Below are 25,136 nucleotides of genomic sequence, written 5' to 3'. Positions count from 1 at the left end.
TTTAAATGATGCAAAATATCCATTTTATCGGCATAGGCGGTATAGGAATTTCCGCTTTAGCAAGATTTTTAAAAGAAAAAGGTTTTAAAATTAGCGGAAGTGATCTTAAAGAGAGTAAAATCACTAAAGAACTAGAAAAAGAAGGGGTTAAGGTCAGTATCCCTCATCATAAAGACAATATTTTAAACAAAGATTTAGTTATTTATTCTGCTGCTATCAAAGAAGAAAATCCTGAATTTAAACACGCTAAAGAATTAGGCATTAAATGCCTTTCACGCAAGGAGGCCTTACCTCTTATCTTAGAAGATAAGCGCGTTTTTGCAGTTGCAGGAGCACATGGAAAAAGCACAACTTCAAGTATTTTGGCTTCTTTGCTTGATGATGCTTCTGTGATCATCGGAGCGATTTTAAAAGAATTTGGTTCAAATATGATTTATAAAGAAAGCCAAAACCTTGTTTTTGAAGCTGATGAGAGCGATAGTTCTTTTTTAAATTCAAATCCTTATTTGGCTATAGTTACTAATGCAGAAGCAGAGCATTTAGATCATTATGGCAATGAAGTTTCAAAACTCCATCATGCTTATACGCAGTTTTTAGATACGGCTAAAATTCGCGTGATTAATGCTGAAGATGAGTTTTTGAAAAATTATAAAAATGAGTCAACCAAGCTTTATCCGAACAAAGATATCAAAAACTGCACCATGCGTATAGAAAATTTCAAACCTTTTACAAGCTTTGAGTTGAAAGATTTAGGTGAATTTAAGGTTTTTGGCATGGGATATCATTTAGCCCTTGATGCGTCTTTGGCGATTTTGGCGGCTTTAAATTTCTTAGATATAGAAACGATAAGAACTAGGCTTAAAAATTATCAAGGTATTAAAAAGCGTTTTGATATTTTACATGCTGATGAAAATTTGGTTTTAATCGATGATTATGGTCATCATCCCACCGAAATAAAAGCGACTTTAAGTGCAGCACAAGAATACGCAAAATTAGGTAGATATAAAAAAATTACAGCCATTTTTGAACCCCACCGCTACACGCGTTTGGCTACAAATTTAAAGGAATTTGCAAAGGCTTTTGAAGGTGTTGATGAGCTTGTAATTTTACCTGTTTATGCTGCAGGAGAAAAGCCTATAGAACTTGATTTAAAAGCGGTTTTTCCTAAGGCTTTATTTGTAGAAGATATCAAAAGAGAGGGTAAATTTTTAGTAGCTTCCAAGGGACAGGTTTTTGAAGAAGGGCTTATTATAGGTTTTGGTGCAGGAGATATCAGTAATAAATTAAGGCAAAAAAATGAGTAGGGTTTTTTTATATCTTTTAATCATCTTAATTTTAGCCTTAATCACTTTTGCTTTGCGTGAAAAATTAGGCAAAAAAACTAAACCTTTTTTTGGTATTTTGCTTGTGATTTTTATTGTTTTAGCAGTATTTTTTGAATTTGAAAACACACAAAAAAGTCATTTAAGAACAGATATTATCGTAGCTTTTAATCAAAATAAAAATATTTTATGTAAAGATATCAATGTTTCTAAGGCGTATTTTAATTATGAATTTGGTACAGGAAGTTTTATTTCAAAGGATAATAATCAAAATTTTAATTCTTTAATCATAGATATTAAAGATTGTAGGTTAAATGATGAATGATACAAAAGAAGAATTGATCTCAAAGCTTGATTTAAACAGCTATTTAGAAGAGTTTAAAGCCCTTTTTGCAAGAGATAAGGAGATTTTTTTGCAAGGAGATTCTAATCTTCATTTTAAACGCATACATGAGCTTTGCGAGGTGGAATTTCCTACTATACCAGAGCTTAGCAATCTTGATAAAGCCTTAGTTCATTTAAGCAAGCAAGGAATTTTACATTTAGATGAAATTTTTGAATTTGTAAAAATTTTTCGTTATTTTGAAAAGTTAAAAAAAATAAAACTAGGAACAAATTTAGACTCTTGGCTACAAAAGATAGAATTTGTTAGCGGGGCTTTGGAGCTTTGTTTGAATTTCGATGAAAAAGGGGAGTTGAAAGAAAGTTTAGATGAAAGACTTGTAAATCTTAATGCCGCTCTAAGATTAAAAAATGAAAGCATAATAGCTGAGTTTAAGAAATTTTGCTATACAAAAGCTTTGATGCCTTATCTTATCGATACACAAATCCATCTTATAAACAATCTTGAAGCCTTGCTTGTAAGAGGCGGGTTTAATCACGCTATTAAAGCAAAAATCATAGGTAGAAGTAGTGGCGGTGGCTTTTATATCGTGCCTTTAAGTGTTGAAAATTTGCAAAATGATATAGAAAAAATCAAAAATCAAAAAGAAGAAATTTATTATGAATACGCTAAAAATTTCTCAGCTTTTTTAGCAAAAAATCTACCTTTTTTAAAATTTATCAATACAGCCTTTGATCTTTTTGACCATTATAGTGCTAGAGTTTTGCTTGCTAAAAAAAGGGATTTTGAATTTATTTTGTGCGATCAAAGTACGGATTTAGTGCTTAAAAATTTCGCCCATCCTGCCTTAAAAAATCCAAAAAGCGTGAGTTTGGAATTTAAAAAACAAGTTTTAATCATCACAGGGGTAAATGCAGGCGGAAAATCCATGCTTTTAAAATCCATGCTAAGCGCAGCATTTTTAGCTAAACATCTTTTGCCTATGCATATAAAAGCAAGTGAAAGTAAAATCGGTACTTTTAAAGAATTTGATGCCATCATAGAAGATCCGCAAAATGTTAAAAACGACATTTCAACTTTTGCAGGAAGAATGTTGCATTTTTCTAGACTTTTTTCTAAGAAAAATTTGCTTTTAGGTATCGATGAAATAGAGCTTGGAACAGATTTTGAAGAAGCGGCTTGTTTGTATAGTGTGTTAATTTCAAAACTCATAGCTAATAATCTTAAAATCATCATCACCACACACCACAAACACCTTGCCATGCTTTTAGCAAAGAATGAGCAAGTTGAACTCATTGCTGCTTTATATGATGAAGAGCTTTCACGCCCAAAATATGAGTTTTTAAAAGGTACTATAGGAAAATCTTATGCCTTTGAAACTGCTTTGCGTTATCAGATTCCGCCGAATTTAGTTAGCGAGGCTAAAAAGCTTTATGGCGAGGATAAAGAAAATTTAGAAGAGCTTGTGGGTAAAAATATCAATCTTGAATTAGAACTAAAAGCTAAGCTTGAAAATGTTGAGAAAAAAGAGCAAAAAGTCGATGAAATTTTACTTTCTTTAAAAGAGCAAAAAGAAAAAAATGAACAAGAATTTCGTACGAGTTTGAGAAATTTAGAATTTAAATTTCACAAAGCCATAGAAGAAGCTAAAAAAACCATACAGCTTAAAGATATAAAAGACAAGCAAAGAAGTCTTAATAAAACCAATGAACTTAAAAAAGAAATCATCTTGCCAAGTATGGAGCAAAACGAAGAATTGCGTGTGGGGGATTTTGTAAAATATGAAAAAATTAAGGGTAAAATCATAAGCATTTCTAAAAACGATGCTATGGTTGAAAGTGATGGGATCAAACTTCGTGTGCCTTTAAAACTGCTTAAAAAAAGCACTCCTACACCTAAAATAAGTCCAAAAACAAGCATTAGTGTGGCAAAACCGACTAATCTTAGCGTTAGCTTGGATTTGCATGGGCTTAGGAGTGATGAAGCTATTTCAAGGCTTGATAAATTTATTTCAGATGCTTTGCTTGCAGGCTTTGATGAAGTTTTAGTTTACCATGGTATAGGAACAGGAAATCTTGCCTTTGCTGTAAGAGAGTTTTTGAAAACTCATAAAAGTGTCAAGGGCTTTAATGACGCACCGATCAATCAAGGTGGCTTTGGTGCTAAGGTGGTGAGATTATAAGGAAATAAATGATTACAAAAGATAATTTAAAACAAGTTCTAGAAAACTTAGGCTTTAAAAATAAAAATGAAAATTATGTAAAAACAATCAATAATTACACACTTTTAATAGATTATAAAAACCAAAGTATTAATTACCCAAAAGAAATAAAAATTCACGATAAAACTACTTCTAATTTTTCACACCCTGAAAATTTTGTAGTTTTTGAATGTGTGCATAGACTTTTAGAAAAAGGTTACAAGGCTGAATATTTAGAGTTAGAGCCAAAATGGAATCTTGGCAGGGATAAAAAAGGTGGTAAGGCTGATATTTTAGTAAAGGATAATGAAAACAATCCTTATTTGATTATAGAATGTAAAACCACAGATTCTAAAAATAGTGAATTTATAAAAGAATGGAATAGAATGCAAGAAGATGGCGGGCAGCTTTTTTCTTATTTTCAGCAAGAAAAAGGTGTAAAATATCTTTGTCTTTATACAAGTGATTTTAGCGATAAGTTAGAATATAAAAATTACATCATACAAGCTTACGATAACGAAGAATATCTAAAAGAAAAGGAATTACAAAATTCTTATAAAAAATCTAATAACAATATAGAACTTTTTAAAACTTGGAAAGAAAGTTATGAACTGCAATATTTTAAACAAGGTATTTTTGAAGAAAATGTCAATGCTTATAAAATTTTAGAAATTACTCCAACTTTTGATAATCTTAAGGAACTTAAAGAAGAAGGTAAATATCACGAATTTGCAAAAATTTTACGCAAGCATAATATATCAGGCAAGGAAAATGCCTTTGATAAACTTGTAAATATTTTTCTTTGCAAAATTTATGATGAAACTTTTAATAAAAACAATCTCAAATTTGGATATTTTGGTGTAATGGCAGATACTTATGCAAATATGCAAGATAGATTAATGTGGCTTTATAAAGAAGCTATGAAAGAATTCTTAGGAGAGAAAATTACCTTTGTATCTAATGAAGATATAGAAAAAGACTTTAAGCAATTAAAGATAAAAACTTTAAAAGAAGTAATGCAAAATTACATCAAAGAATTAAAATTTTATTCAAATAATGATTTTGCATTTTTAGAAGTGCATAATAAAGAATTATTCTTAAAAAATGCACTTGTATTAAAAGAAATAGTAGAGCTTTTTGCAAATTACAAGCTTACCCAAAACTCTACAAATCAATTTTTAGGCAATCTTTTTGAACTTTTTTTGCAAAAAGGTATGAAGCAAGATGAAGGGCAGTTTTTTACCCCTATTCAAATTTGTGAATTTATTATGTATTCTTTACCGCTTCAAGAAATGTTAAGCAAAAACTCTAAAGCTTTAAGGGTGATTGATTATGCTTGTGGTGCTGGACATTTTTTAAACACCTATGCCAATGAGCTTAAGCGTTATCTAACAGAAGATGAGCTTAAAGAGCATTATAAAAATATTTATGGTATTGAAAAAGAGTATCGCTTAAGTAAGGTTTCTAAGGTATCAAGTGCAATGTATGGACAAAATGAAATCAATATTTTATACGCTGATGCACTTGCTTCTTTTGAATTAGCAAATACAAATAATTTAGAAGGAGAAAAAGCAAAACCACAAATAGAATCAAATAGTTTTGATTTGCTTATAGCAAATCCGCCTTATTCTGTAAAAGGATTTTTAGAAACTTTAAGTGATAAATCTAAGAATACCTATAAACTTTTTAACGATGATATAAACATAGAAACAAATAATTCTATCGAATGCTTTTTTTGTGAGCGAGCAAATCAAATTTTAAATGATAATGCTAAAGCTGCTATTATCTTACCAAGTTCTATTTTAAATAAAGATTCTATTTATAAAAATACAAGAGAAATATTATTTCAAAATTTTGATTTTATTGCCATTGTAGAGCTAGGTAATCAAACATTTGGAGCAACAGGGACAAATACGATTATTTTATTTTTACGCAAAAAAGAAACTTTTAAACAAGAAAATCATCTTATTTCTCAAGATTATAGTTTGATTAAAGAACGCATAGAAGCTGAAAATTTAAAAGACAATGAAAACTTTTATCAAAATTATCTAAGTGCGTATTGTGATTTTAGAAAATTTGATAAAGAGCTTTATAGCAATTTTTTAAATGGAAACTTAGATTCTAAACTTGCAGAGCTAGAAGCCTTTAAAGATTATCGCAATGCATTTAGGCAAACAAGTGATTATAAAAAACTTAAAGAATCTAAAATTTATAAAGAAAGTAAAGATAAGCAAGATTTAGAAGATAAAGCCTTTTTAGCTTATACTCAAGCAATAGAAAAGGATAAATTGCTTTATTTTTGTCTAAGTCTTAATCAAGAAGTTTTAATCATAAAATCTCCAAGTGATATAAAAGAACAAAAGAAATTTTTAGGTTATGAGTGGAGTAATAGAAAAGGTGATGAAGGTTTAAAAGAATTGCACGAGCCTTATTTGAGCCCACTTTTTGAAAGAGGCAATCCGCAAAATGAAACTAAGCTTAATACTTTAATTTGTAAAGCATTTTTAAAAACTCTTAGCGATATACCAAAAGATTTGCAAGGCTATGCTAGTAAAGCGAGGCTTATTGATATGATGGATTTTGAAAAAGTGGAATTTAATAAAGCTATAAGTTTAAACGTAAAATCAAGAGATGAGTTAAATCCTTTTAAGAAATCTAAGTATGAGTTGGTGAGATTAGGGGAAGTGTGTGATTTAAATAAAATTAGAAATCAAGCTAGTGCGACAGAAATCGAAAAAATGAATTTAAACAGTGGAAATGTAAAACTTTTACCAAGTTCTAAAAACTACGAATGGTGGACAGATGAAAAAACAGCTGGACAATTTATAAACGAAGGTGAAGTAATTACTTTAGGAGTGGCAAGATATGCAAATATTAAAAAACATAAAGGTAAATTTGTTTCAGCAAATAATCATATTTTGAGTGTTAAAGATAAAAGCAAGATTATTTTTGATTTTTTGTATATTTTATTAGAAATTTGCGGACAAAAACTATATAAACAAGGACAACAGTATCCACAGTTTGATACTAATATTTTTTATAGTTTTAAAATCCCACTTCCACCGCTTGAAATTCAAAAACAAATCGTAGCAGAGTGTGAAAAGGTAGAAGAGCAGTATAATACTTTAAGTTTGAGTATAAAAGAGTATCAAAACCTAATCAAAGCAATGCTTCAAAAATGTGGTATTATAGAGGACAATCAAGAATATGAACTAAATTCTATTTTAGATAAAATTAATAATTTGTGTAAAATAAATTTGGATAGTGAATTTTTATCATCATTTAATAAAACAATTAAAGAATATGCTTTATCAAATCCAATTTTTAAACTAAGTATTGGAAAAAGAGTTTTAAATAATGAGCTGCTTGAAAATGGACAAATTCCTGTTTATAGTGCAAATGTGTTGGAAGTATTTGGATTTGTTAATAAAGAAATTTTGCAAGATTATGATAATGATTCTGTTTTGTGGGGTATAGATGGAGATTGGATGGTGGGATTTATACCAAAAAATAAAAAGTTTTATCCAACTGATCATTGTGGGGTATTAAGGGTTGATGATACAAAAATAAATGCTAAATACATAAGTTTTATTTTAAATGAAGCTGGTAAAAAACAAGGATTTTCAAGAAAACTTAGAGCTTCAATAGATAGAATAAAAGCATTAAGAGTTAAACTTCCTTCTTTAGAATTTCAAGATCAAATAGCAGATATAACTGACAAGATTGAGAAAAAAATCAATGAATATAAAATAGAACTTGATAGATTAGAAAAAGAAAAAGAAAAAATCTTGCAAAAATATTTATTTTCTTAAAGCATTTTTCGCTAAACTTTGTAAATTTTATAAGGTTTAGCAATGAAAAACATTATGATATTAAGCGGAGCGGGTTTGTCTGCTCCAAGTGGGCTTAAAACTTTTAGAGATAATGATGGACTTTGGGAAGAATACGATGTGATGGAGGTTTGCTCTGCAACAGGTTTTAGAAAAAATCCTAAAAAAGTACTTGATTTTTACGATGCAAGAAGGGCACAACTTCAAAATGTAAAGCCAAATCATGCTCATGAAAAAATCGCACAGTTAAAAGAAAAATGGGGTAAAAACCTTTTTGTCATCACGCAAAATGTAGATGATTTGCTAGAGCGTGCAGGGTGTAAAGATGTAGTACATTTGCATGGCTTTTTGCCTGAACTTCGCTGCTTAAAATGCGAAGAAATTTTTAATATAGGTTATGAAAAAATCACAGATAAACAATGCCCAAAATGCAAAAGCAAGGATTTAAGACACAATATAGTCATGTTTGAAGAGCAAGCTCCTGCTTATGCTACGCTTTATTCTTTGCTAAATCAAACTTCGCTTTTTATCAGCGTAGGCACAAGTGGGGCGGTTTTGCCTGTAGGGCGTTATGCTTCAATGTGCGAAAAAAGTATTTTAAATATCTACGAAAAAGATGCGAATTTAGAGCGGTATTTTGATAAAATCTATATAGAAGATATTATAAACGCTATTGATAAAATCGCACTTGATATAGAAAATTTTATGAAAGATGGTAATGTTTGATTCTTTTTTAAGTGGAGTTTTTTTGGGCTTTGGAGTGAGTGTGCCTTTTGGACCTGTAAATATTTTGATTTTAACTTATGCACTAAAAGCTTTTAAAAATTCCATAGCTGTAGGACTTGGAGCATTTAGTATAGATATGCTTTATCTTTTTTTGCTTCAATTTGGGCTTTTAAATTTCTTAGACAATGTCATTTTTATGCGTTTTTTGGCGATTTTTGGTTTTTGTTTTTTAACTTATATGGCGTATTTGATGCTAAGAAAAAAGAAAGAAAGCTTAAATTTAGAGCATAAAGAATTTAAAGAAAGTCTTTTGAAAAGTTATATTAAAGGAGCTTTTTTAAATGGTTCAAATCCTTTTGTGATAGGATTTTGGCTTAGTGCTGCAAGTGTGGTTTTAAGCAGCGATCATGCTTATTTGATGACTTTAGGGCTTGTTGTGGCTATACTTTTTTGGGTAAGTGCTTTAGCCTTTGTGGTGGCAAGATATAGTCATGTTTTTAGTGCAAAAGTTGTTTTTATAATCAATATAATTTCAGCTATAATTATAGAGTATTTTGCTCTTAATTTATTATATAAAACTTTTTTAGGATGAAAAATGAATGCAAAAGAATTTTTAATCGAACTTTTAAAATTTAAATCTGTTACACCAAATGATGATGGAGCTTTAAATTTCATCGCTATGGAACTGAGTGATTTTGAAACTTTTTTTATAGAAAAAGAAGGCATTAAAAACCTTTTACTCACTAAAAAATTTAAAGATGAAGGCGAGCATTTAGCTTTTGGTGGGCATGTAGATGTGGTGCCTGCAGGCGAGGGTTGGAGTAATAATGCTTTTGCGCCTGTGGAAAAAGAAGGCTTTATCTATGCAAGGGGTGCTCAAGATATGAAAAGCGGAGTAGCAGCCTTTGTGGATGCGGCAAAGAATACGAATTTTAAAGGAGCAAGACTGAGTCTTATTTTAACAAGTGATGAAGAAGGCGAAGCTATATATGGAACTAAGGCTGTTTTAGAATGGATGCAAGAAAGAGATATGCTACCTGATTATGCTGTGGTTGCAGAGCCAACCTGTGTTAAAAAAATCGGCGATAGTATTAAAATAGGGCGTCGTGGTTCTATCAATGGAAAACTTTTAATCCGTGGAAAACAAGGGCATGTTGCTTATCCTGAAAAATGTATCAATCCTGTGCATGATTTTGCACCGGTTTTAAAGCTTTTAGCGGGTTTTGATCTTGATCCTGGAAGTGCTGAATTTAGTCCTTCAAAAATCGTTATAACTGATATTCGTGGAGGTATGGGGGTATGTAATGTAACGCCAAATGATTTAAAACTTATGTTTAATGTACGCAATTCCCCTGATACAAGCTTAGAAGATGTAAAAAGTTATGTAGAAAAAATTTGTCATGGTTTAAACTATGAGTTAGAGTTAAAACAATCAAGCGAAGCTTTTTTGACAAATATCGACAATAAAATCGTTCAAAAAATGAATGAAAGCGTTCAAAAAATCACTCATGAAGTGCCAGAGCTTAATACCAAAGGCGGTACAAGTGATGCAAGGTATTTTGCAAAATACGGTGTAAAGGTAGTAGAATTTGGGGTTTGTAATGATAGAATTCACGCTATTGATGAAAGGGTAAGTATAGAAGAATTTGAAAAACTTTGTCTTGTTTTTAAAGACTTGATAGAAAATTTTTAAAGGTTTAGAATGATTATCAATGGACAAAAGCTTGAGTTAAAAGAGCTTAAATTTATGGATTTTATCAAAGAAAAAGGCTTGAAAATAGAACTTATCGCCTTGGAATTAAATGGAGAGATTATACCTAAGAGTGAATTTGAAAATTTGATTTTAAAAGAAAACGATAAAGCTGAAATCGTAAGTTTTGTAGGAGGTGGATGATGAGAGTAAAATTCAATGGCAAAGAACTTGATACAGACTTTAAAACAAGTTTGGAATTTTTTGAAAATATCAGCAAAAATGAAAATGATGTATGGATTATCAATGGTTTTGCAACAAAAGAGAATATCGCTTTAAATGAAAATGATGAGCTTTTTTGTATAGAAAAAAATACTTTACCTCCAAAAGACGCACTAGATGCTATGATGAGAGCAAGACATACACCAAAGCTTCACGATAAACTTAAAAATGGGCGCGTGGCGGTGTGTGGTTTAGGCGGACTTGGATCACATATAGCGATAAATTTGGCAAGAAGTGGAGTGGGGTATTTAAAGTTGATTGATTTTGATGTGATTGAGCCTAGTAATTTAAATCGTCAAGCTTACCGTGTAAGTGATTTGGGCAAGTTTAAAACCGAAGCTTTAAAAGAGCAAATTAGCGAAATTAATCCTTATATCAGCGTTGAAATTTGTACTTTAAAAATCGATGAGGATAATTTAGAGTCTTTGTTTAAAGATATAGATATAGTTTGTGAAGCCTTTGATAGTGCTATCGCAAAAGCAATGATAGCGCAAAATTTTCATAGATTTTACAAAGATGGTATTTTAATCTGCGCTTCAGGGCTTGCGGGCTATGGTGATAGCAACAGCATACAAACAAGAAAAATTGCTAAAAATTTCTATGTGTGCGGGGATTTGGTAAATGGTGCTAAGGTGGGAAATGGACTTATGGCGCCAAGGGTAAATATTTGCGCAGGACATCAAAGTAACCTTGTTTTAGAGCTTTTAGCAAATAAGGAGTAAAAATGCAAGAAAATTTAAAAAACGATAAATTAAAAATAGGCAAATACGAGTTTGATTCAAGATTTATTTTAGGTTCTGGAAAATATTCGCTAGAGCTTATAAAATCAGCTATAGAAGAAGCTAAAGCACAGATTATCACTCTAGCCTTACGCCGTGCAAATACAGGGGAAATTGCTAATATACTTGATTATGTCCCTAAAAATATCACACTTTTACCCAACACTTCAGGCGCAAGAAACGCCGATGAAGCCTTACGCATTGCAAGGCTTTCAAGAGAGCTTGGTTGTGGAGAACTTATCAAAATAGAAGTGATAAGCGATAGTAGGTATTTGCTGCCTGATAATTATGAAACGATTAAAGCTTGTGAGCTTTTAGCTAAAGAGGGTTTTACGCCCCTACCTTACATGCATGCTGATCTTTACGCAGCTAGAGCTATGCGTGATGCTGGAGCTGCGGCTATCATGCCTTTAGCAGCGCCTATTGGGAGTAATAAAGGTTTATGTGCTAAGGAATTTATACAAATTTTGCTTAATGAAATTGATTTGCCTATCATTGTAGATGCGGGTATTGGAAGTCCTTCACAAGCTTGTGAAGCTATGCAAATGGGAGTAAGTGCAGTGATGGTAAATACAGCCATAGCTGAAGCTAAAGATATAGCCTTGATGGCTAGAGCTTTTTCTTTGGCAGTAAATGCGGGAAGAGCGGCTTTTTTAGCAGGTGTGGCAAGTGTGAGTGAAGCTAAAGCAAGTTCTCCATTAACAGGCTTTTTAAGGGATTGATTATGCAAGATTATATGCAGCATTTACCTCACATGCAGGAAATAAAAAGCGAAATTTTAAATAAGGTTTTAAGTCAAGTTCAAAGCTATGATGAGAGTCAATTTAGCGCTAAAGATGTTAAAAATGCTTTAAATCAAACACATTTAAGCATAGAGCATTTAAAAGCCTTGCTTTCAAGTGCAGCAGAAGATTTCATAGAAGAATTAGCCTTTAAATCCGCTAAAGTCAAGCAAAAATATTTTGGAAATTCTATCTCTCTTTTTACCCCACTTTATTTGTCAAATTATTGTAATTCTAAATGTGTTTATTGTGGTTTTCAAAAAGGTAATAAAATCGCAAGAGCTAAGCTAAATGAAGCTGAAATTCACGAAGAAATGCAAGCCATTGCTAAAAGTGGTTTAGAAGAAATTTTAATGCTAACAGGCGAGGGCAGGGAGTTTGCAAGTGTAGAATATATAGCAAATGCTTGTAAAATAGCTAGAGAGTATTTTAAGGTTGTGGGCGTTGAAATTTATCCTATGAATGAAGATGAATATAAAATTTTGCATGAAAAGGGTTGTGATTATGTGACTGTTTTTCAAGAAACTTACAATCCTCTAAAATATTCTAAAATTCATTTAGCTGGTGAAAAACGCATTTTTCCTTATCGCTTTAATGCTCAAGAAAGAGCTTTAAAAGCGGGTATGCGTGGAGTGGCTTTTGCGGCACTTTTGGGTATAGATGATTTTAGAAAAGACGCTCTTGCTACGGCGCTTCATGCACATTTTTTACAACAAGCTTATTCGCATGCTGAAATTTCTATTTCGGTGCCTCGTTTAAGACCTATTATCAATAATGCTAAAATTCATCCTAAAGATGTGAGTGAAAAACGCCTTTTGCAAGTACTTTGTGCTTATAGACTTTTTTTACCTTTTGCAGGCATTACCATTTCAAGTCGTGAAAGAATAGGCTTTAGAGATGAGGTTATCAAGCTTGGTGCTACTAAAATGAGTGCAGGAGTGAGTGTGGGTATAGGTGAGCATAAGGGTGAGAAAAAGGGTGATGAGCAGTTTGAAATTTCAGATGATAGGAGCGTGGATGAAATTTTAGCTATGCTTAAAAGATCCAATTTACAAGCTGTGATGAGCGATAGTATCTATGTGGGATAAAAAAATCATCGCCATAAGCGATAGAAAATGTGTAGAGATAGACTTTTTAAAGCAGATTGAAAAACTTGCTAAGGCTAAGGTAGATGCTATAGTTTTAAGAGAAAAAGATTTAAGCGAATTTGAGTATTATGATTTAGCAAAAGAAGTTTTAAGCATTTGCGCAAAGCAAAAAGTGACTTGTTTTTTGCATTTTTTTGATAGGGAGTGTTTAAAATTGGGGCATCGTTATTTTCACGCACCGCTTTCTTTGCTAAGAAAAGAGCCTAAATTAATAAAATATTTTCATATACTTGGCACTTCAGTCCATAGTAAAGAAGAGCTTTTAGAGGCGATGAGTTATAAGGTAAATTATGCTTTTGTAGGGCATATTTTTGAAAGTTCTTGCAAGGTGGGTTTAGAGCCTAAAGGGATTGATTTTTTAAAATCCTTGCTTGAATTTAGTCAAATTCCACTTTATGCTATAGGCGGTATCAATGCTCAAAATATAGAAAATTTTAAAGATATAAATATAGCAGGCGTTTGTATGCGTGAAATTTTAATGAAAGAAAAAGATCTTAAAAAGTATCTTTTAGAATGTAGGCAAAATTTACGATGAATAAAATTCTTTCTTTACCAGAAGATTTAAAGCAATTAAAAGGTGTCAATTATAAAAAAATTAAATCTTGCACTTTTGCTAAATATACACAAACGGATACTTCGCATTCTACTTTTGTTAATGTAGGAAGTCATCTTTTAACTTTTGTTCGCAAAGGATATAAAATTTTACACACTGCATCAAAAGATTATAAGATTAACTCTTATGAAACTTTGTTTTTAAAAGCTGGGAGCTATACTTTAAGCAATGTAGGACTTAGTAAAGGAGTTTATGAAGCTTATTTATTTTTTTTTGACAATGCATTTTTAATTGAGCTTATTTATAAGTATAAAGATTTTTTTAAACTAGATCAAAAGTTTCAAAACTATGAAATTTTTTGGGTAAAAAATGATAAGATTTTGCAAGGAATTTTGGAAAGTTTTTCACCGCATTTTGAAGAAAATACGCAAATTTTAGATCCTATAGTGAGTTTGAAATTTGAAGAGATTTTTTTACATTTGCTTTTAAATAAGAATATTTATTTTATTAGTTTTTTATCAGGAATTTTAAAAGAATTTCGCCTTGATCTTTCCCAGCTTTTTGAGTATTGTGGTAGAGAATTTTTAAGCGTAAATGAAATGTCTAATTTTGCGAAATTAGATTTAGCAACTTTTTCTAAAGAATTTAAGAAATGTTTTGGACAAAGTCCTAAAAAATGGTTAGATGAAAAAAGGTTGCAAAAAGCAAAGATTTTACTTAAATTTTCTAAAAAAAATATCAATGAAATAGCTAATGAGTGCGCTTTTTCTTCGGTAGCTTGGTTTATTGAAAGATTTAAAGAGAAATATGAGCAAACTCCTAAGCAATATCAAAAAACAAAAAACTTGTATTTTTTATCAAAAAACTAGCACATTTTTTTTATCTAAATAAATATAATTCTAACGAAAATATTTTTAAATAAAGGAGAAAATATGAAAAAATATGTTTTAAGTTTAGCGCTTCTTGGAAGTTTGCTTGGTGCAAGTGAATTAAAATATCAAGAATTTGATGGTTTTAAAAGCCCTGAAAGTATTTTTGTAAATAAAAACTATGTTTATGTATCTAATGTGGGAGAAAAACTTGAACCTTTGGCGAAAGATAATGATGGATTTATTTCTAAGCTTGATAAAAATGGCAAAGTGCTAGAATATAAATTTTTAACCCATCTTAATGCACCAAAAGGCATGATGGAGATTGGAAAAACTCTTTATGTGGTAGATATCGATGTTTTACGCGGTTTTGATCTTAAAACTAAAAAAGAAATTTTTAATTTACCTGTTAAAGGTGCAATCTTTTTAAATGACATAGAAAAATTAGACGACAATACGCTTTTGGTTAGCGATACTGGCACAGGGCTTATTTTAAAGGTTGATTTAAAAACTAAGCAATATGATGAATTATTAAAACTTGATTTAGCAAAATTTGGCGGTCCAAATGGGTTATATCTAGATAGAAAAAAACATAAGCTTTTTATAGCTGGTTATCATCCTGATGGTGTAAGTGGCGGTGTTGTAATGGCTTATGATTTAAATACAAAAGAACTCAGTATAATTAAAAATGAAAAAGAATCTTATGATGGAATAGTTCCTTATAAAGATGGTTTATTGGTAAGTTCTTGGGGAAATAATCTAAATGGATATATTTATAATTTAGATAATGTTAAATCTGTAAAACTTGAACTTCCTTTGATGAAAGGTCCTGCAGATATATTTATTGAAGGTAATATTTTATGGATTCCTAAGATGGTAGAAGGTAAAATATTCAAAGTAGAACTTAACAAATAAGGCTTTTATGGCTTCTTTTAAAAAGATATTTTGGATTAATGTTATTATTGTAGCTTTTAATCTTAGAGCCCCAATTACTGCAGTGGGGCCTATTATTGATATTATTAAAGATAAGTATTATTTAAACTCAACCGTAGCGGGCATACTTACAAGTCTTCCTTTGATAGCTTTTGGAAGTATTTCTTTTATTGTGGGATATTTTTCTCCTATTCGTGCTATTGTTTTTGGAATTTTTTAATTTTTTTTAGGCGAAATTATTCGTTCTTATTTTGGTGTATATGGCTTATTTTTAGGAATGTTAGCAATGGGCTGTGGTATAGCAATTGCAAATGTTTTACTTCCTAGTTTTATTAAAGAAAAATTTCCAAAAAAATGGCAAGTATAATGGGAATTTATAGTCTTGTTTTGAGTATTTCTTCGATTATGGGTATTGCTTTAGCTATACCTTTGCTTAGTGTATTTGATTTAGCTGGAGCTATGTTTTTCTGGGCTATTTTTTCTTTTGTAGCTTTAGTAGTTTACTATCCTCAAGCTAAAAATGGTAGATTTTTTCGTATTAAGAAAAAAGCTCATAAAAAAATCAATCTTTTTATAAATTTAACAACTTGGAAAATTACTCTTTTTATGGGATTTCAAAGTTTTTAGCTTATTCTTTGTTTTTTTGGTATGTTCAAATTGTTGTAGAAAAAGGATTTGATAAAGAATTTTCTACAAGTATGGTTTTATTTGCTCAACTTGTTGCAGCTCCAGTGTCTCTTTTTGGCCCTTTACTTTTAGGAAAATTAAGACAAAATTTACATACTTTTTACATAGCAGGTTTGTGCAGTATGTATGTGATCGCTTTTGGTATGCTCTTTAATTTTGATAGTAAAATTTCTATTATTATCAGTGCTTTGATCATGGGTTTTCTTTTATTGCACAAAAAAGCTCTAATGCTCAAATAGCAGCGAGACTTTCTGCTTTAGCTCAGGGTTTTGGATATTTAATTGTAGCACAAGGACAATGGATTATAGGTTGTTTGCATGACAAATTTGAAAATTTTTCATTTGCTATTTTGATGTTAGTTTTTGTTGGAATTTTAGTAAATATCTTTGGATATTTATCTTATAAAAGTCAAATTATCAAATAAAGCTTTTTGGATTAGCATATCTGCGCCATTTTTTTGGGTTATATTTTGCAATCTTGTAGAAATATTTTCTAGATTTAGTTTTAATATTGACTTAAAAAATTCATCAAGATTAATAGAGTTTTGCATAAAAATTTGACATAAAGCTTGATCTTGTAAAAATTTAGCATTAAAGTATTGATGATTTTTAGCTGCATAAGGATAAGGTATAAAAATAGTGGGCAAAGTATTAGCACAAAGTTCAAAAAGAGTACTTGCACCTGCTCTTGATATAGCTAGATCTGCATTTTTCATTTTTTCTTCCAAATTTAAACTAAAATCAAAAATATCAGCTTGGATATTTAAGCTTTGATAATGTTTTTTGCACTTTTCAAAATCATTTTTTCCACATTGATGGATGATTTTGATATTTTGTTCTTGAAGTTTTGGTGCTAAATTTAAAGCTAGTTCGTTGATAAATTGAGCTCCTTGTGATCCTCCTAAGAAAATAATATTTTTTAATTCTTTGCGAATCCTAGCATTATCAAAAAATTTATCTGCTACAGGATAAGGGCTAATTTCTTTTTCAAAGGCGCTAAAAAATTTTGTAGCGAAAGGTTTTAAAAGCATATTTAAAGAGCCGCTTTTTGAATTTTGTTCATGTATAAAAAGAGGCAAATGTGAGAATAAAGCCGCAAAAGATGCAGGAGCTGCACTGTATCCACCTACACTAAAAACGGCTTGGATGTGGTATTTTTTAAAAATTTCTCTACAATCTTTGGAGAGTTTTAAGGTGTGGAGTAAAGAACTGATTTTGTCAAATTTGCTTTGATTAACCACTCCTTTAGAGCTTAAAAAAAATTTTTCCTTAAAGCGTACTTCATTTTCAAACCAAGCTTTATCTTGACCATTTTGACTGCCTATGTATACACATTCTATATTTTTTTTAATCGCACTTTCTAATAAGCAACGCACTATGGTCAAATGTCCTCCAGTTCCACCACCTGTTAAAGCTATTGTCATAATTTAACCTTTTTTGAAATCATTAATACATATCCTATGCCTATGCAAATTGCCCACATTGAACTTCCTCCATAGCTTAAAAGTGGAACCGCTACACCTTTTAGTGGAGTAAGAGAAATAATACCAAAAGCATTCATAAAGAAAGAAAAAAGTAAAAGTAAGGCTATGCCTGAACAAAAAATAAAATCTTGTTTAGCTTCACATCTTCCTGCAATTCTAAAAATTCTTAAAATCATCCAAAGATAAATATAGCAAATAACCCCAAGACCTAAAAGTCCTATTTCTTCAGTAATTCCTGAAAGAACAAAGTCAGTATGCACTTCACTTAAAAAGCCTAATTTAAAAGTTCCAAGTCCTAGGCCTTCGCCAAACATTCCTCCATGGGCTATAGCATTTAAAGAGTGTGAAATTTGATAAGGCTCGCTGTTGTTACTTACTCTTAAAGCATTTGCCAGCCAATCAGGAAGCATAGGTAAAAAAGCATCTTGTATATTCCCCCACCAAGAAGCGATTCTTTGAATTCTTCTTTGGTTACTAAAAATTACCATTATACCTATCATCATAATGATTAAAGTTCCAAAAGCAAAAAGTCTTTTACTAGCTCCTGCAAAAAAAGCTAAAGCTAGAATCAAAAAGAAAGAAATTACACTTTGTCCTAAATCGTTTTGAGTGATATAAATATATCCTATAACTATAGAAGCTAAGATACAATAAGGCAGAAGAATTAAAGCCTCGTGTCTGATAGCTTTTTTACTATCATCAATACGCCTTGTATAGCTCCATGCTAAAAAATAAATCAATCCTATTTTAAAAAATTCCACAGGAGAGATAGAGAGTGGGCCTAAGCGTATCCAGCGTTTAGCTCCTCCGCTAGCTGTTGCTAATGCAGAAGGTAAAAATGGCAAAATGATGATAAAGATAAAAGAAATAATCAAAATAGCTAAAATAATTTTTTTAGAAAGTGCTTTATCAGGATCCAATCGAGAAATAAAAAACATTATAAGTATGCCACTAATTCCAAAAAAAAGCTGACGAATAAAAAAATGAAACTCGCTATAGTCAAGAAAAAGAACAGTAAAAGCTGTAAGAGAGTATGAAAATACTATTCCTATGGTGATTAAAATACAACTTAAATAAAATAATCTTTTATCAGCAACCATTATAATTATAACTTTTCTTTATTGGAATTAAAATTTTAAAAAGTTTTATTATAACTAAAATAAATTAAATTTTTTGCTAAGTTTTTGTAAGGAAAATTTGCTAAAATTAACAATAAAAATATAACAAAAAAGGCAAATTATGAATCAAATCCATAAAATTCTCATAGCAAATAGAGCTGAAATAGCTGTTAGAGTAATCCGTGCTTGTAGAGATTTACATATTAAAAGTGTTGCAGTTTTTACAGAGCCTGATTGTGAATGTTTGCATGTAAAAATCGCAGATGAGGCTTATCGCATAGGAACGGATGCTATAAGAGGATATTTAGATGTTGCTCGTATTGTCGAGATTGCTAAGGCTTGTGGTGCTGATGCGATCCATCCTGGTTATGGATTTTTAAGTGAGAATTACGAATTTGCTAAGGCTTGTGAAGATGCTGGAATTATTTTTATAGGTCCAAAATCTGAAGTAATCCATAAGATGGGAAATAAAAATATCGCTCGTAAGTTAATGGCTAAAAATGGCATACCTATTGTTCCAGGGACTGAAAAATTAAATTCCTATAGCATGGAAGAAATTAAAATTTTTGCTGAGAAGATTGGTTATCCTGTTATTTTAAAAGCTTCAGGTGGTGGAGGTGGACGCGGAATTCGCGTTGTTCATAAAGAACAAGATCTTGAAAATGCCTTTGAATCTTGCAAAAGAGAAGCTTTAACATACTTTAATAATGATGAAGTATTTATGGAAAAATATGTAGTTAATCCCAGACATATAGAATTTCAAATTTTAGGAGATAACTACGGAAATATTATCCATCTTTGTGAAAGGGATTGTTCTATTCAAAGAAGACATCAAAAGGTAATTGAGATAGCACCTTGCCCTGGAATTTCAGATAATCTTAGAAAAACCATGGGTGTTACAGCTGTGGCAGCTGCTAAGGCTGTAGGTTATACAAATGCTGGAACTATAGAGTTTTTGCTTGATGATTATAATCGCTTTTATTTTATGGAAATGAATACAAGAATTCAAGTTGAGCATCCAATTACTGAAGAAATTACAGGTATTGATCTTATTGTAAGACAAATTCGTATTGCGGCAGGAGAAATTTTGGACTTAGAACAAAGCGATATTAAACCTAGGGGTTTTGCTATTGAAGCTAGAATTACTGCTGAAAATGTATGGAAAAATTTTATTCCAAGTCCTGGAAAAATAGGAGAATACTACCCAGCTCTTGGACCATCTGTTAGGGTTGATAGTCATATTTATAAAGACTATACTGTGCCGCCTTATTATGATTCCATGCTTGCAAAGCTTATTATTAAAGCAACAAGTTATGATTTAGCGGTTAATAAACTTGAGCGTGCTTTGAAGGAATTTGTGATTGATGATATTAGAACAACAATACCATTTTTAATTGCCATTACAAAAACAAGAGAATTTAGAAGGGGGTATTTAGACACCTCTTTCATAGAAACACATATGCAAGAATTATTAGAAAAAACAGAAGATCGTCATCAAGAAAATAAAGAAGAAGTTATAGCTGCAATAGCTGCTACGCTTAAAAAAATACGAGAAAGTAGGGAATAATAGATGGATTTTTTAGACAGTCTTAAAAGTATTAAAAAAGAAATGCAAGCTAACACCAATACTTCAAAATTAGCGAAGAAATCAAGCAAGAGTGGTGCAAGTGTAAAAAATTTAGAAAAACTAGCTAAAGATATTCGCGAAAAAAATCAAGAAACAAACATAGATAAGGAAATGCAAGAAATTTTCTTAAAGCAAGAAAAACTACAGGATGAATTTTCCGAATTTATCAAAAATACAGATATTAAGAAAATTTAATGCTTGAGATTGGTTTTTGTACTCTTGAAGATCAGTGTCCTTACTTAAAGGATAAACGTTCAAGAATAGAGTATAAATACATTGAAAATTGCCCTAAAGAAATCAATAATGAGCTAATAAAACGAGGTTGGCGTCGTTTTGGTAGGTATTTTTCACGCCCTATTTGTAAAGATTGTGATGAATGTTTAAGTCTTAGAATTTTAGTTAATGAATATAATTTTTCAAGAAGTGAAAGAAGGGTTGTAAATAAAAATATTAACACCAAAGTTATACTTAGAACACCCAATTTAAGCAATGAACATTTGTTTTTATATGATAAATACCATCGTTTTATGGAAGAAAAAAAGAACTGGAAGCGTTATGATTTAAGCTTTAAACAGTATTATAATCTTTATGTCGATGGTTTTATGAATTTTGGATATGAGCTTGCATTTTATATAGAAGATAAGCTCGTTTGTGTTGATTTGATTGATATTTTAGAGGATGGAATTTCAAGCATTTATTGTTTTTATGATCCTGATTTTTCGTATTTTTCTTTGGGTAAATTTTCTTTGCTCAATGAAATACAAATAGCTAAAAAAATGAACTTAGATTATATTTATCTTGGGTATTTTGTAAAAAAGTGTCAATCTTTATCTTATAAAGCCGATTATACACCCAATGAAATTTTAAAAGGCACTAAAGAGCTTTTTGAAAATGAGGTTTTATGGGAGAAATAGATGCAAATCGTGCAAACTTTAGAAACTATCAATGTTAATACAGATGATATTAGCGTATTTCAGTATTTTAAAGACTTGATTACCAAAAATTTCACAAAGGTCATAGGACGAAAAAATAAAATTTTTTCTTTTTTTGAAGAAAATGAAATTCCACAGCGCCGTTATTTCTTAAAAGTTTTAGATCAAAAATATCGTAAAAGCACAAATGAAGGTATAGAGAATTTACAAGATGCTCATTTTAAAACTTTTAGATTAATTTTTGAGCAAAATAATATGCTTAAGCCTATGTTGTTTATCAAGATTGATTTTGTTGCGGGTAGAATTTTGATGAAGTTAAGCTCTAATGAAAAATTATTTATTACTTATATAAGAAATTATTTTCAAGATCATAATATAGAATATAATGAAATGACAAATATTCTAATTTTAGAATATAAAAACGAGAATACCCTTGAACTTTTTGAAGCTTTTGCAGATGAGAGCGAGCATTTAAAATATTGCGTGAATTTTGAAGTTGACCGCGAAGAGTATAAAAAATTTCGCCAAAATATTCACAATAAAGAAAATATGAAATGGAAATTTAATGCTTTAGCTAAGCTTTTTAGTAATTATTTTAATACTTTAGAATGCACTCCGCAAAATGATCTTAGTGAAATCAGGCAAAAATATTTGATTTTGGTAAAACTTTATCATCCTGATTTTCATCAAGGAAAAAGTGCAATAGAAAAAGCTTACGCAAGAGAACAGTTTGAAAAAATACAAATCGCCTATGATAACTTAAAAGCACTTTATAAGAATAATACTTAAAAAAATTAAATTAATCATTTTGGTTAATTTAATTTTTCTCTCTCATAAATTTTTCTTAATTTGCTATCTAGTTTAAAACAAAATTTAAAAAGTGCAGGTACTACGAGTAAGGTAAGCAAAGTCGAACTTATAAGTCCAAAGATAATGGCTATTGCCATAGGAGAATTAGCTTCATAGCCCGCACCCCTTGAAAGAGCAAGTGGGAGCATAGCAAAAATCATAGCAAAAGTTGTCATCAATATAGCCCTTAAGCGTGATTTTCCAGCGATTAAAAGAGCTTTATCGGGATCTAAACCTTCATGGCATTTTTTATTAGCTACATCTACGAGTAAAATAGCATTTTTCCCCACCATACCAAAAAGTAAGATGATGGCAATAAGTACAAAAAGTGAAAAATTATGCCCTGTGATAAAAAGCCCTATAGAAGCTCCGCCAAAGGCTAAAGGCATGGTTATCATGATGATTAAAGGCAGAATAAAACTTTCATAAAGTGCGGCTAAAACAAGATAAATTAAAACAAAAGCAAGTGCTACTGCCATAGCAAAACCTTGCACGGTTTCACCTAAAAGATTGATAAAGCCTGAAAAAGCATAGCTAAGACTTGGATTGTTATTTAAAATTTTATCCATATTATCTAGTAAAAGTTTTTGCACCGCTCCTAAGGAAAGATCATTCACTCCAGCTGTGATTTTCACAGAGCGGTTTTTATTGTAACGATTGATAGTTTTTAAATCTTTACTGTATATAAAATCCACCACGCTTGAAAGTTCTAAATTTATACCTTGGTTGTTTTTAATGCTAATGCGCTTTAAAGCTTCTATGTTTTTTTTAAATTCTGGAGCAAAACTTAGGATAATATCATCTTTTGAATTGCCTCTATCCATGCTTCCTACGCTAAGTTGCGAGAAAGAATACCCTAAAACCCCAGCGATATATTGAGGATTGACATCTAAAAGTTTGGCTTTTTCTTTGTTGATGTGTAAGGCTACTTCATCTTTTGTAGCATTAGCATTATCACTTATATCTACAATGCGCGCATTAGTGCCTAAAATTTCTTTTGCCTGAGAAGCAGCTTCTTTTAGAGTGTTTAAATCATCTCCTAAGATTAAAAATTGCACGGGATCATCAATGCCTGCACCCTCTATCTTTGGAAGTTCTAAAATTTTGATTTTTAAACTTTCATCTTGAAATTTTTGACGATATAAACTTACTATGGCACTTTGTCTTAAATTTCTTTCGTCTAAATTTTTAAGTTTAACATAAATTTTAGCCTTTGTAGCATCTTTGGCATCATCATAGCCTACAAGTAAAAAAGCGTATTTGACATTGCTATCATTTTTGATTTTTTCAAGCAAATTTAAACTTTTTTCTTTCATGGCTTCTAAACTTAAATCCTTTTTGCTTTCAAGCAAAACTTGAATTTCACTATCATCTTCCATAGGTAAAAAATCAAGCCCTATGCGAGTGGCTAAAGCAAAAGAAAGCCCTATAAAAACAAGAGTGGCTAGGATAAATTTTACTTTATTTTGTAAAATTTTATAGAGTAAATTTTCATACTTTTGCTCTATTTTTTCAAAAAAAGCTTCTGTTTTTTCATAAAACTTGTTTTCTTTTGGATTTAAAAATCTTGCCCCAATACTAGGTATTAAAAATACAGAAACCAAAAAGCTTATAACTATCCCACTTGCAACGCTTATGCCTAAGGCATTGAAAAAAAGCCCTGATATAGAGTTCATATAAGAAATAGGGATAAAAACACAAAGTAAAACTATACTTATGCTTAAAACGCTAAAACCTATTTCATTGATACCTAAAAAAGCAGCTTGTAAAGGCGGATAAGTTTTTAGTTTTTTAGCAATATTTTCAATCACTACTATAGCATCATCGATAAAAATTCCTATGCTTAAGGTTAAAGCTATAAAAGTTAAGCGGTTTAAATCATAGCCTAAAAGATCGATAATAAAAAAAGTTGAAATGATAGAAGTAGGTATAGCTATGCAAGCAATGAGAGTTGCACTTAAATTTCTTAAAAATAAAAACACGATAACAAGGGTTAGAAAAATCCCCAAAACCATATCAAAAATCACTTGAGAAAGGTGCTTGTGGATATTTAAGCTTTTATCATAAAGCATATTAATGCTTATATCTTTTGGAATTTGTTTTTCTAAAATAGGCAAGGCATTTTTGACATTTTTAATCATTTCAAGGGTGTTATAATTTGTGATTTTTCCGAGTTCTAAAAGCACCCCTTCTTTACCTTCGTATAAAGCACTTTGTTTTTCATCTTCATAAAGACTTGAAATATTAGCAATATCACTTAAAAATACTCCTGTTTTTATGCGAAGATTGCTAAGTTCTTCTAAATTTGTGGCTTCAAAATAGCCTTTGATGATATAGTTATCTTGATTGTTGTTAAGTTCGCCTAGGGCTTGTTTAAAATTTTGACTTTTGATGATATTTGCTACATCAAGGGCGTTAAGATTGTATTTTCTAAGTTCGTTTGGTTTTAATTCTATGCGAATTTGGGGTTCTAAAAACCCCTTAGCTTCGATTTTACCTACTCCTTCAACTCTTTGCAAAAAAGGTTTTATTTTGTCATTGATTTCACGCATGAGTTGTAATTTATCTTTAGAATATAGAAAAAGTGAAATAGCAGAACCAGAATCTGAACTGATTTTTTCAATTTCAGGCTTAGAAGGTAGGCTTAAAGTTCCTATTTTATCACGCACATCATTGGCAGCTACTTCAAGATTTTTACCCAGTTTAAACTCGACTACACTTACACTAAAATTATCATATGCAGCTGAGGTTATGGTCTTTACTCCATCGATTTCACTTAAAGCATTTTCTATTTCTTTAGTGACTTTTGATTCTACGAAATTTAAATCCCCATTTATCTTGCTTGTGATTTTTATAAGAGGTATGGAAACATTAGGAAATAAATTTACACTCATGCTAAAAGCAGAGATTAGCCCAAAAATCATAAGAGCTAAGAAAAACATTAGCACGGTAATAGGTCGGTTTATAGCTAGTTTAAACATTT

The 25,136-nt window shown here is 30.6% G+C and carries 21 protein-coding genes and 1 pseudogene; 19 read left to right on the top strand and 3 right to left on the bottom strand.

The annotated features are described in order from the left end of the window. Nucleotides 1-5: 5 nt before the first annotated feature. The 15 genes and pseudogenes from murC (at nucleotide 6) to FBE87_RS05085 (ending at nucleotide 16,568) form a co-directional block, all read left to right on the top strand. Complete coding sequence (gene murC, locus FBE87_RS05155; RefSeq protein ID WP_079744473.1) at nucleotides 6-1,304, top strand: UDP-N-acetylmuramate--L-alanine ligase; 1,299 nt, start codon at nucleotides 6-8, stop codon at nucleotides 1,302-1,304. Beyond that, nucleotides 1,297-1,647, top strand: coding sequence for a hypothetical protein (locus FBE87_RS05150; RefSeq protein ID WP_002874053.1), 351 nt, complete (start codon nucleotides 1,297-1,299; stop codon nucleotides 1,645-1,647). The genes murC and FBE87_RS05150 overlap by 8 nt, the downstream gene beginning before the upstream one ends. Further along, entirely contained in the window at nucleotides 1,637-3,847 is a 2,211-nt protein-coding gene (locus tag FBE87_RS05145; RefSeq protein ID WP_168977229.1) for an endonuclease MutS2, read from the top strand. Before FBE87_RS05150 ends, FBE87_RS05145 begins: the two co-directional genes overlap by 11 nt. Before the next feature lie 8 nt (nucleotides 3,848-3,855). Then, a complete protein-coding gene (locus FBE87_RS05140) occupies nucleotides 3,856-7,677 on the top strand; it encodes an N-6 DNA methylase (protein WP_100626284.1) in 3,822 nt (1,273 codons plus the stop codon). Between the two features lie 42 nt (nucleotides 7,678-7,719). Then, a complete protein-coding gene (locus FBE87_RS05135; RefSeq protein ID WP_057030716.1) occupies nucleotides 7,720-8,421 on the top strand; it encodes an NAD-dependent deacetylase in 702 nt (233 codons plus the stop codon). Next, nucleotides 8,414-9,013: a LysE family translocator gene (locus tag FBE87_RS05130; protein WP_002779102.1), complete on the top strand. Its 600-nt coding sequence runs from the start codon at nucleotides 8,414-8,416 to the stop codon at nucleotides 9,011-9,013. Before FBE87_RS05135 ends, FBE87_RS05130 begins: the two co-directional genes overlap by 8 nt. Nucleotides 9,014-9,016: 3 nt before the next feature. Further along, complete coding sequence (gene dapE, locus FBE87_RS05125; RefSeq protein WP_002868650.1) at nucleotides 9,017-10,114, top strand: succinyl-diaminopimelate desuccinylase; 1,098 nt, start codon at nucleotides 9,017-9,019, stop codon at nucleotides 10,112-10,114. 9 nt (nucleotides 10,115-10,123) lie between these two features. Continuing rightward, nucleotides 10,124-10,315 (top strand): sulfur carrier protein ThiS, encoded by a 192-nt coding sequence (gene thiS / locus FBE87_RS05120; protein ID WP_002853007.1) that lies wholly within the window; start codon nucleotides 10,124-10,126, stop codon nucleotides 10,313-10,315. Then, nucleotides 10,312-11,115: a thiamine biosynthesis protein ThiF gene (gene thiF, locus FBE87_RS05115; RefSeq protein WP_002853687.1), complete on the top strand. Its 804-nt coding sequence runs from the start codon at nucleotides 10,312-10,314 to the stop codon at nucleotides 11,113-11,115. Before thiS ends, thiF begins: the two co-directional genes overlap by 4 nt. Before the next feature lie 2 nt (nucleotides 11,116-11,117). Next, nucleotides 11,118-11,894 carry a thiazole synthase gene (locus tag FBE87_RS05110; RefSeq protein ID WP_100621726.1) on the top strand — a complete coding sequence of 259 codons (777 nt, stop codon included), beginning with the start codon at nucleotides 11,118-11,120 and terminating at the stop codon, nucleotides 11,892-11,894. 2 nt (nucleotides 11,895-11,896) lie between these two features. Beyond that, the gene (gene thiH, locus FBE87_RS05105; RefSeq protein WP_002860176.1) at nucleotides 11,897-13,042 is read left to right on the top strand and encodes a 2-iminoacetate synthase ThiH; all 1,146 of its coding nucleotides are present in this window, start codon (nucleotides 11,897-11,899) and stop codon (nucleotides 13,040-13,042) included. Next, a complete protein-coding gene (locus FBE87_RS05100; protein WP_002868654.1) occupies nucleotides 13,032-13,637 on the top strand; it encodes a thiamine phosphate synthase in 606 nt (201 codons plus the stop codon). Before thiH ends, FBE87_RS05100 begins: the two co-directional genes overlap by 11 nt. Beyond that, nucleotides 13,634-14,524, top strand: coding sequence for an AraC family transcriptional regulator (locus FBE87_RS05095; RefSeq protein ID WP_002852985.1), 891 nt, complete (start codon nucleotides 13,634-13,636; stop codon nucleotides 14,522-14,524). Before FBE87_RS05100 ends, FBE87_RS05095 begins: the two co-directional genes overlap by 4 nt. A gap of 63 nt (nucleotides 14,525-14,587) precedes the next feature. Then, entirely contained in the window at nucleotides 14,588-15,439 is an 852-nt protein-coding gene (locus FBE87_RS05090) for an ATP-binding protein (protein ID WP_002868655.1), read from the top strand. Between the two features lie 7 nt (nucleotides 15,440-15,446). Beyond that, a pseudogene (locus FBE87_RS05085) lies at nucleotides 15,447-16,568 on the top strand (CynX/NimT family MFS transporter). Here FBE87_RS05085 and murG read toward each other — a convergent pair. Both murG and ftsW read right to left on the bottom strand, forming a co-directional pair. Continuing rightward, on the bottom strand, nucleotides 16,539-17,567 hold the full coding sequence (murG, locus tag FBE87_RS05080) for an undecaprenyldiphospho-muramoylpentapeptide beta-N-acetylglucosaminyltransferase (RefSeq protein ID WP_002868657.1): 1,029 nt from the start codon (nucleotides 17,565-17,567) through the stop codon (nucleotides 16,539-16,541). The pseudogene FBE87_RS05085 and the gene murG overlap by 30 nt on opposite strands. Continuing rightward, nucleotides 17,564-18,727, bottom strand: coding sequence for a putative lipid II flippase FtsW (gene ftsW, locus FBE87_RS05075; RefSeq protein WP_002868658.1), 1,164 nt, complete (start codon nucleotides 18,725-18,727; stop codon nucleotides 17,564-17,566). Before ftsW ends, murG begins: the two co-directional genes overlap by 4 nt. Nucleotides 18,728-18,866: 139 nt before the next feature. Here ftsW and FBE87_RS05070 point away from each other — a divergent pair, with 139 nt between their 5' ends. The 4 genes from FBE87_RS05070 to FBE87_RS05055 are packed head-to-tail and all read left to right on the top strand — an operon-like array spanning nucleotide 18,867 to nucleotide 22,093. Then, complete coding sequence (locus tag FBE87_RS05070; RefSeq protein WP_041160126.1) at nucleotides 18,867-20,312, top strand: acetyl-CoA carboxylase subunit A; 1,446 nt, start codon at nucleotides 18,867-18,869, stop codon at nucleotides 20,310-20,312. Between the two features lie 3 nt (nucleotides 20,313-20,315). Beyond that, nucleotides 20,316-20,567: a hypothetical protein gene (locus FBE87_RS05065; RefSeq protein WP_002853000.1), complete on the top strand. Its 252-nt coding sequence runs from the start codon at nucleotides 20,316-20,318 to the stop codon at nucleotides 20,565-20,567. After that, the gene (locus FBE87_RS05060; RefSeq protein WP_002853863.1) at nucleotides 20,567-21,286 is read left to right on the top strand and encodes an arginyltransferase; all 720 of its coding nucleotides are present in this window, start codon (nucleotides 20,567-20,569) and stop codon (nucleotides 21,284-21,286) included. The genes FBE87_RS05065 and FBE87_RS05060 overlap by 1 nt, the downstream gene beginning before the upstream one ends. Then, nucleotides 21,287-22,093, top strand: a complete 807-nt coding sequence (locus FBE87_RS05055) for an adenylosuccinate lyase (protein WP_002852998.1) — start codon at nucleotides 21,287-21,289, stop codon at nucleotides 22,091-22,093. Nucleotides 22,094-22,116: 23 nt separating this feature from the next. On the opposite strand, the gene cmeF is transcribed toward FBE87_RS05055, so the two are convergent. Beyond that, nucleotides 22,117-25,134: a multidrug efflux RND transporter permease subunit CmeF gene (gene cmeF / locus FBE87_RS05050; RefSeq protein WP_002860169.1), complete on the bottom strand. Its 3,018-nt coding sequence runs from the start codon at nucleotides 25,132-25,134 to the stop codon at nucleotides 22,117-22,119. Between the last annotated feature and the right edge of the window lie 2 nt (nucleotides 25,135-25,136).

Origin of the sequence: Campylobacter sp. CFSAN093246 (assembly GCF_012889415.1) — a bacterium.
Classification (GTDB): domain Bacteria; phylum Campylobacterota; class Campylobacteria; order Campylobacterales; family Campylobacteraceae; genus Campylobacter_D; species Campylobacter_D jejuni.
This window is presented reverse-complemented; position numbering and strand designations above follow the sequence as displayed.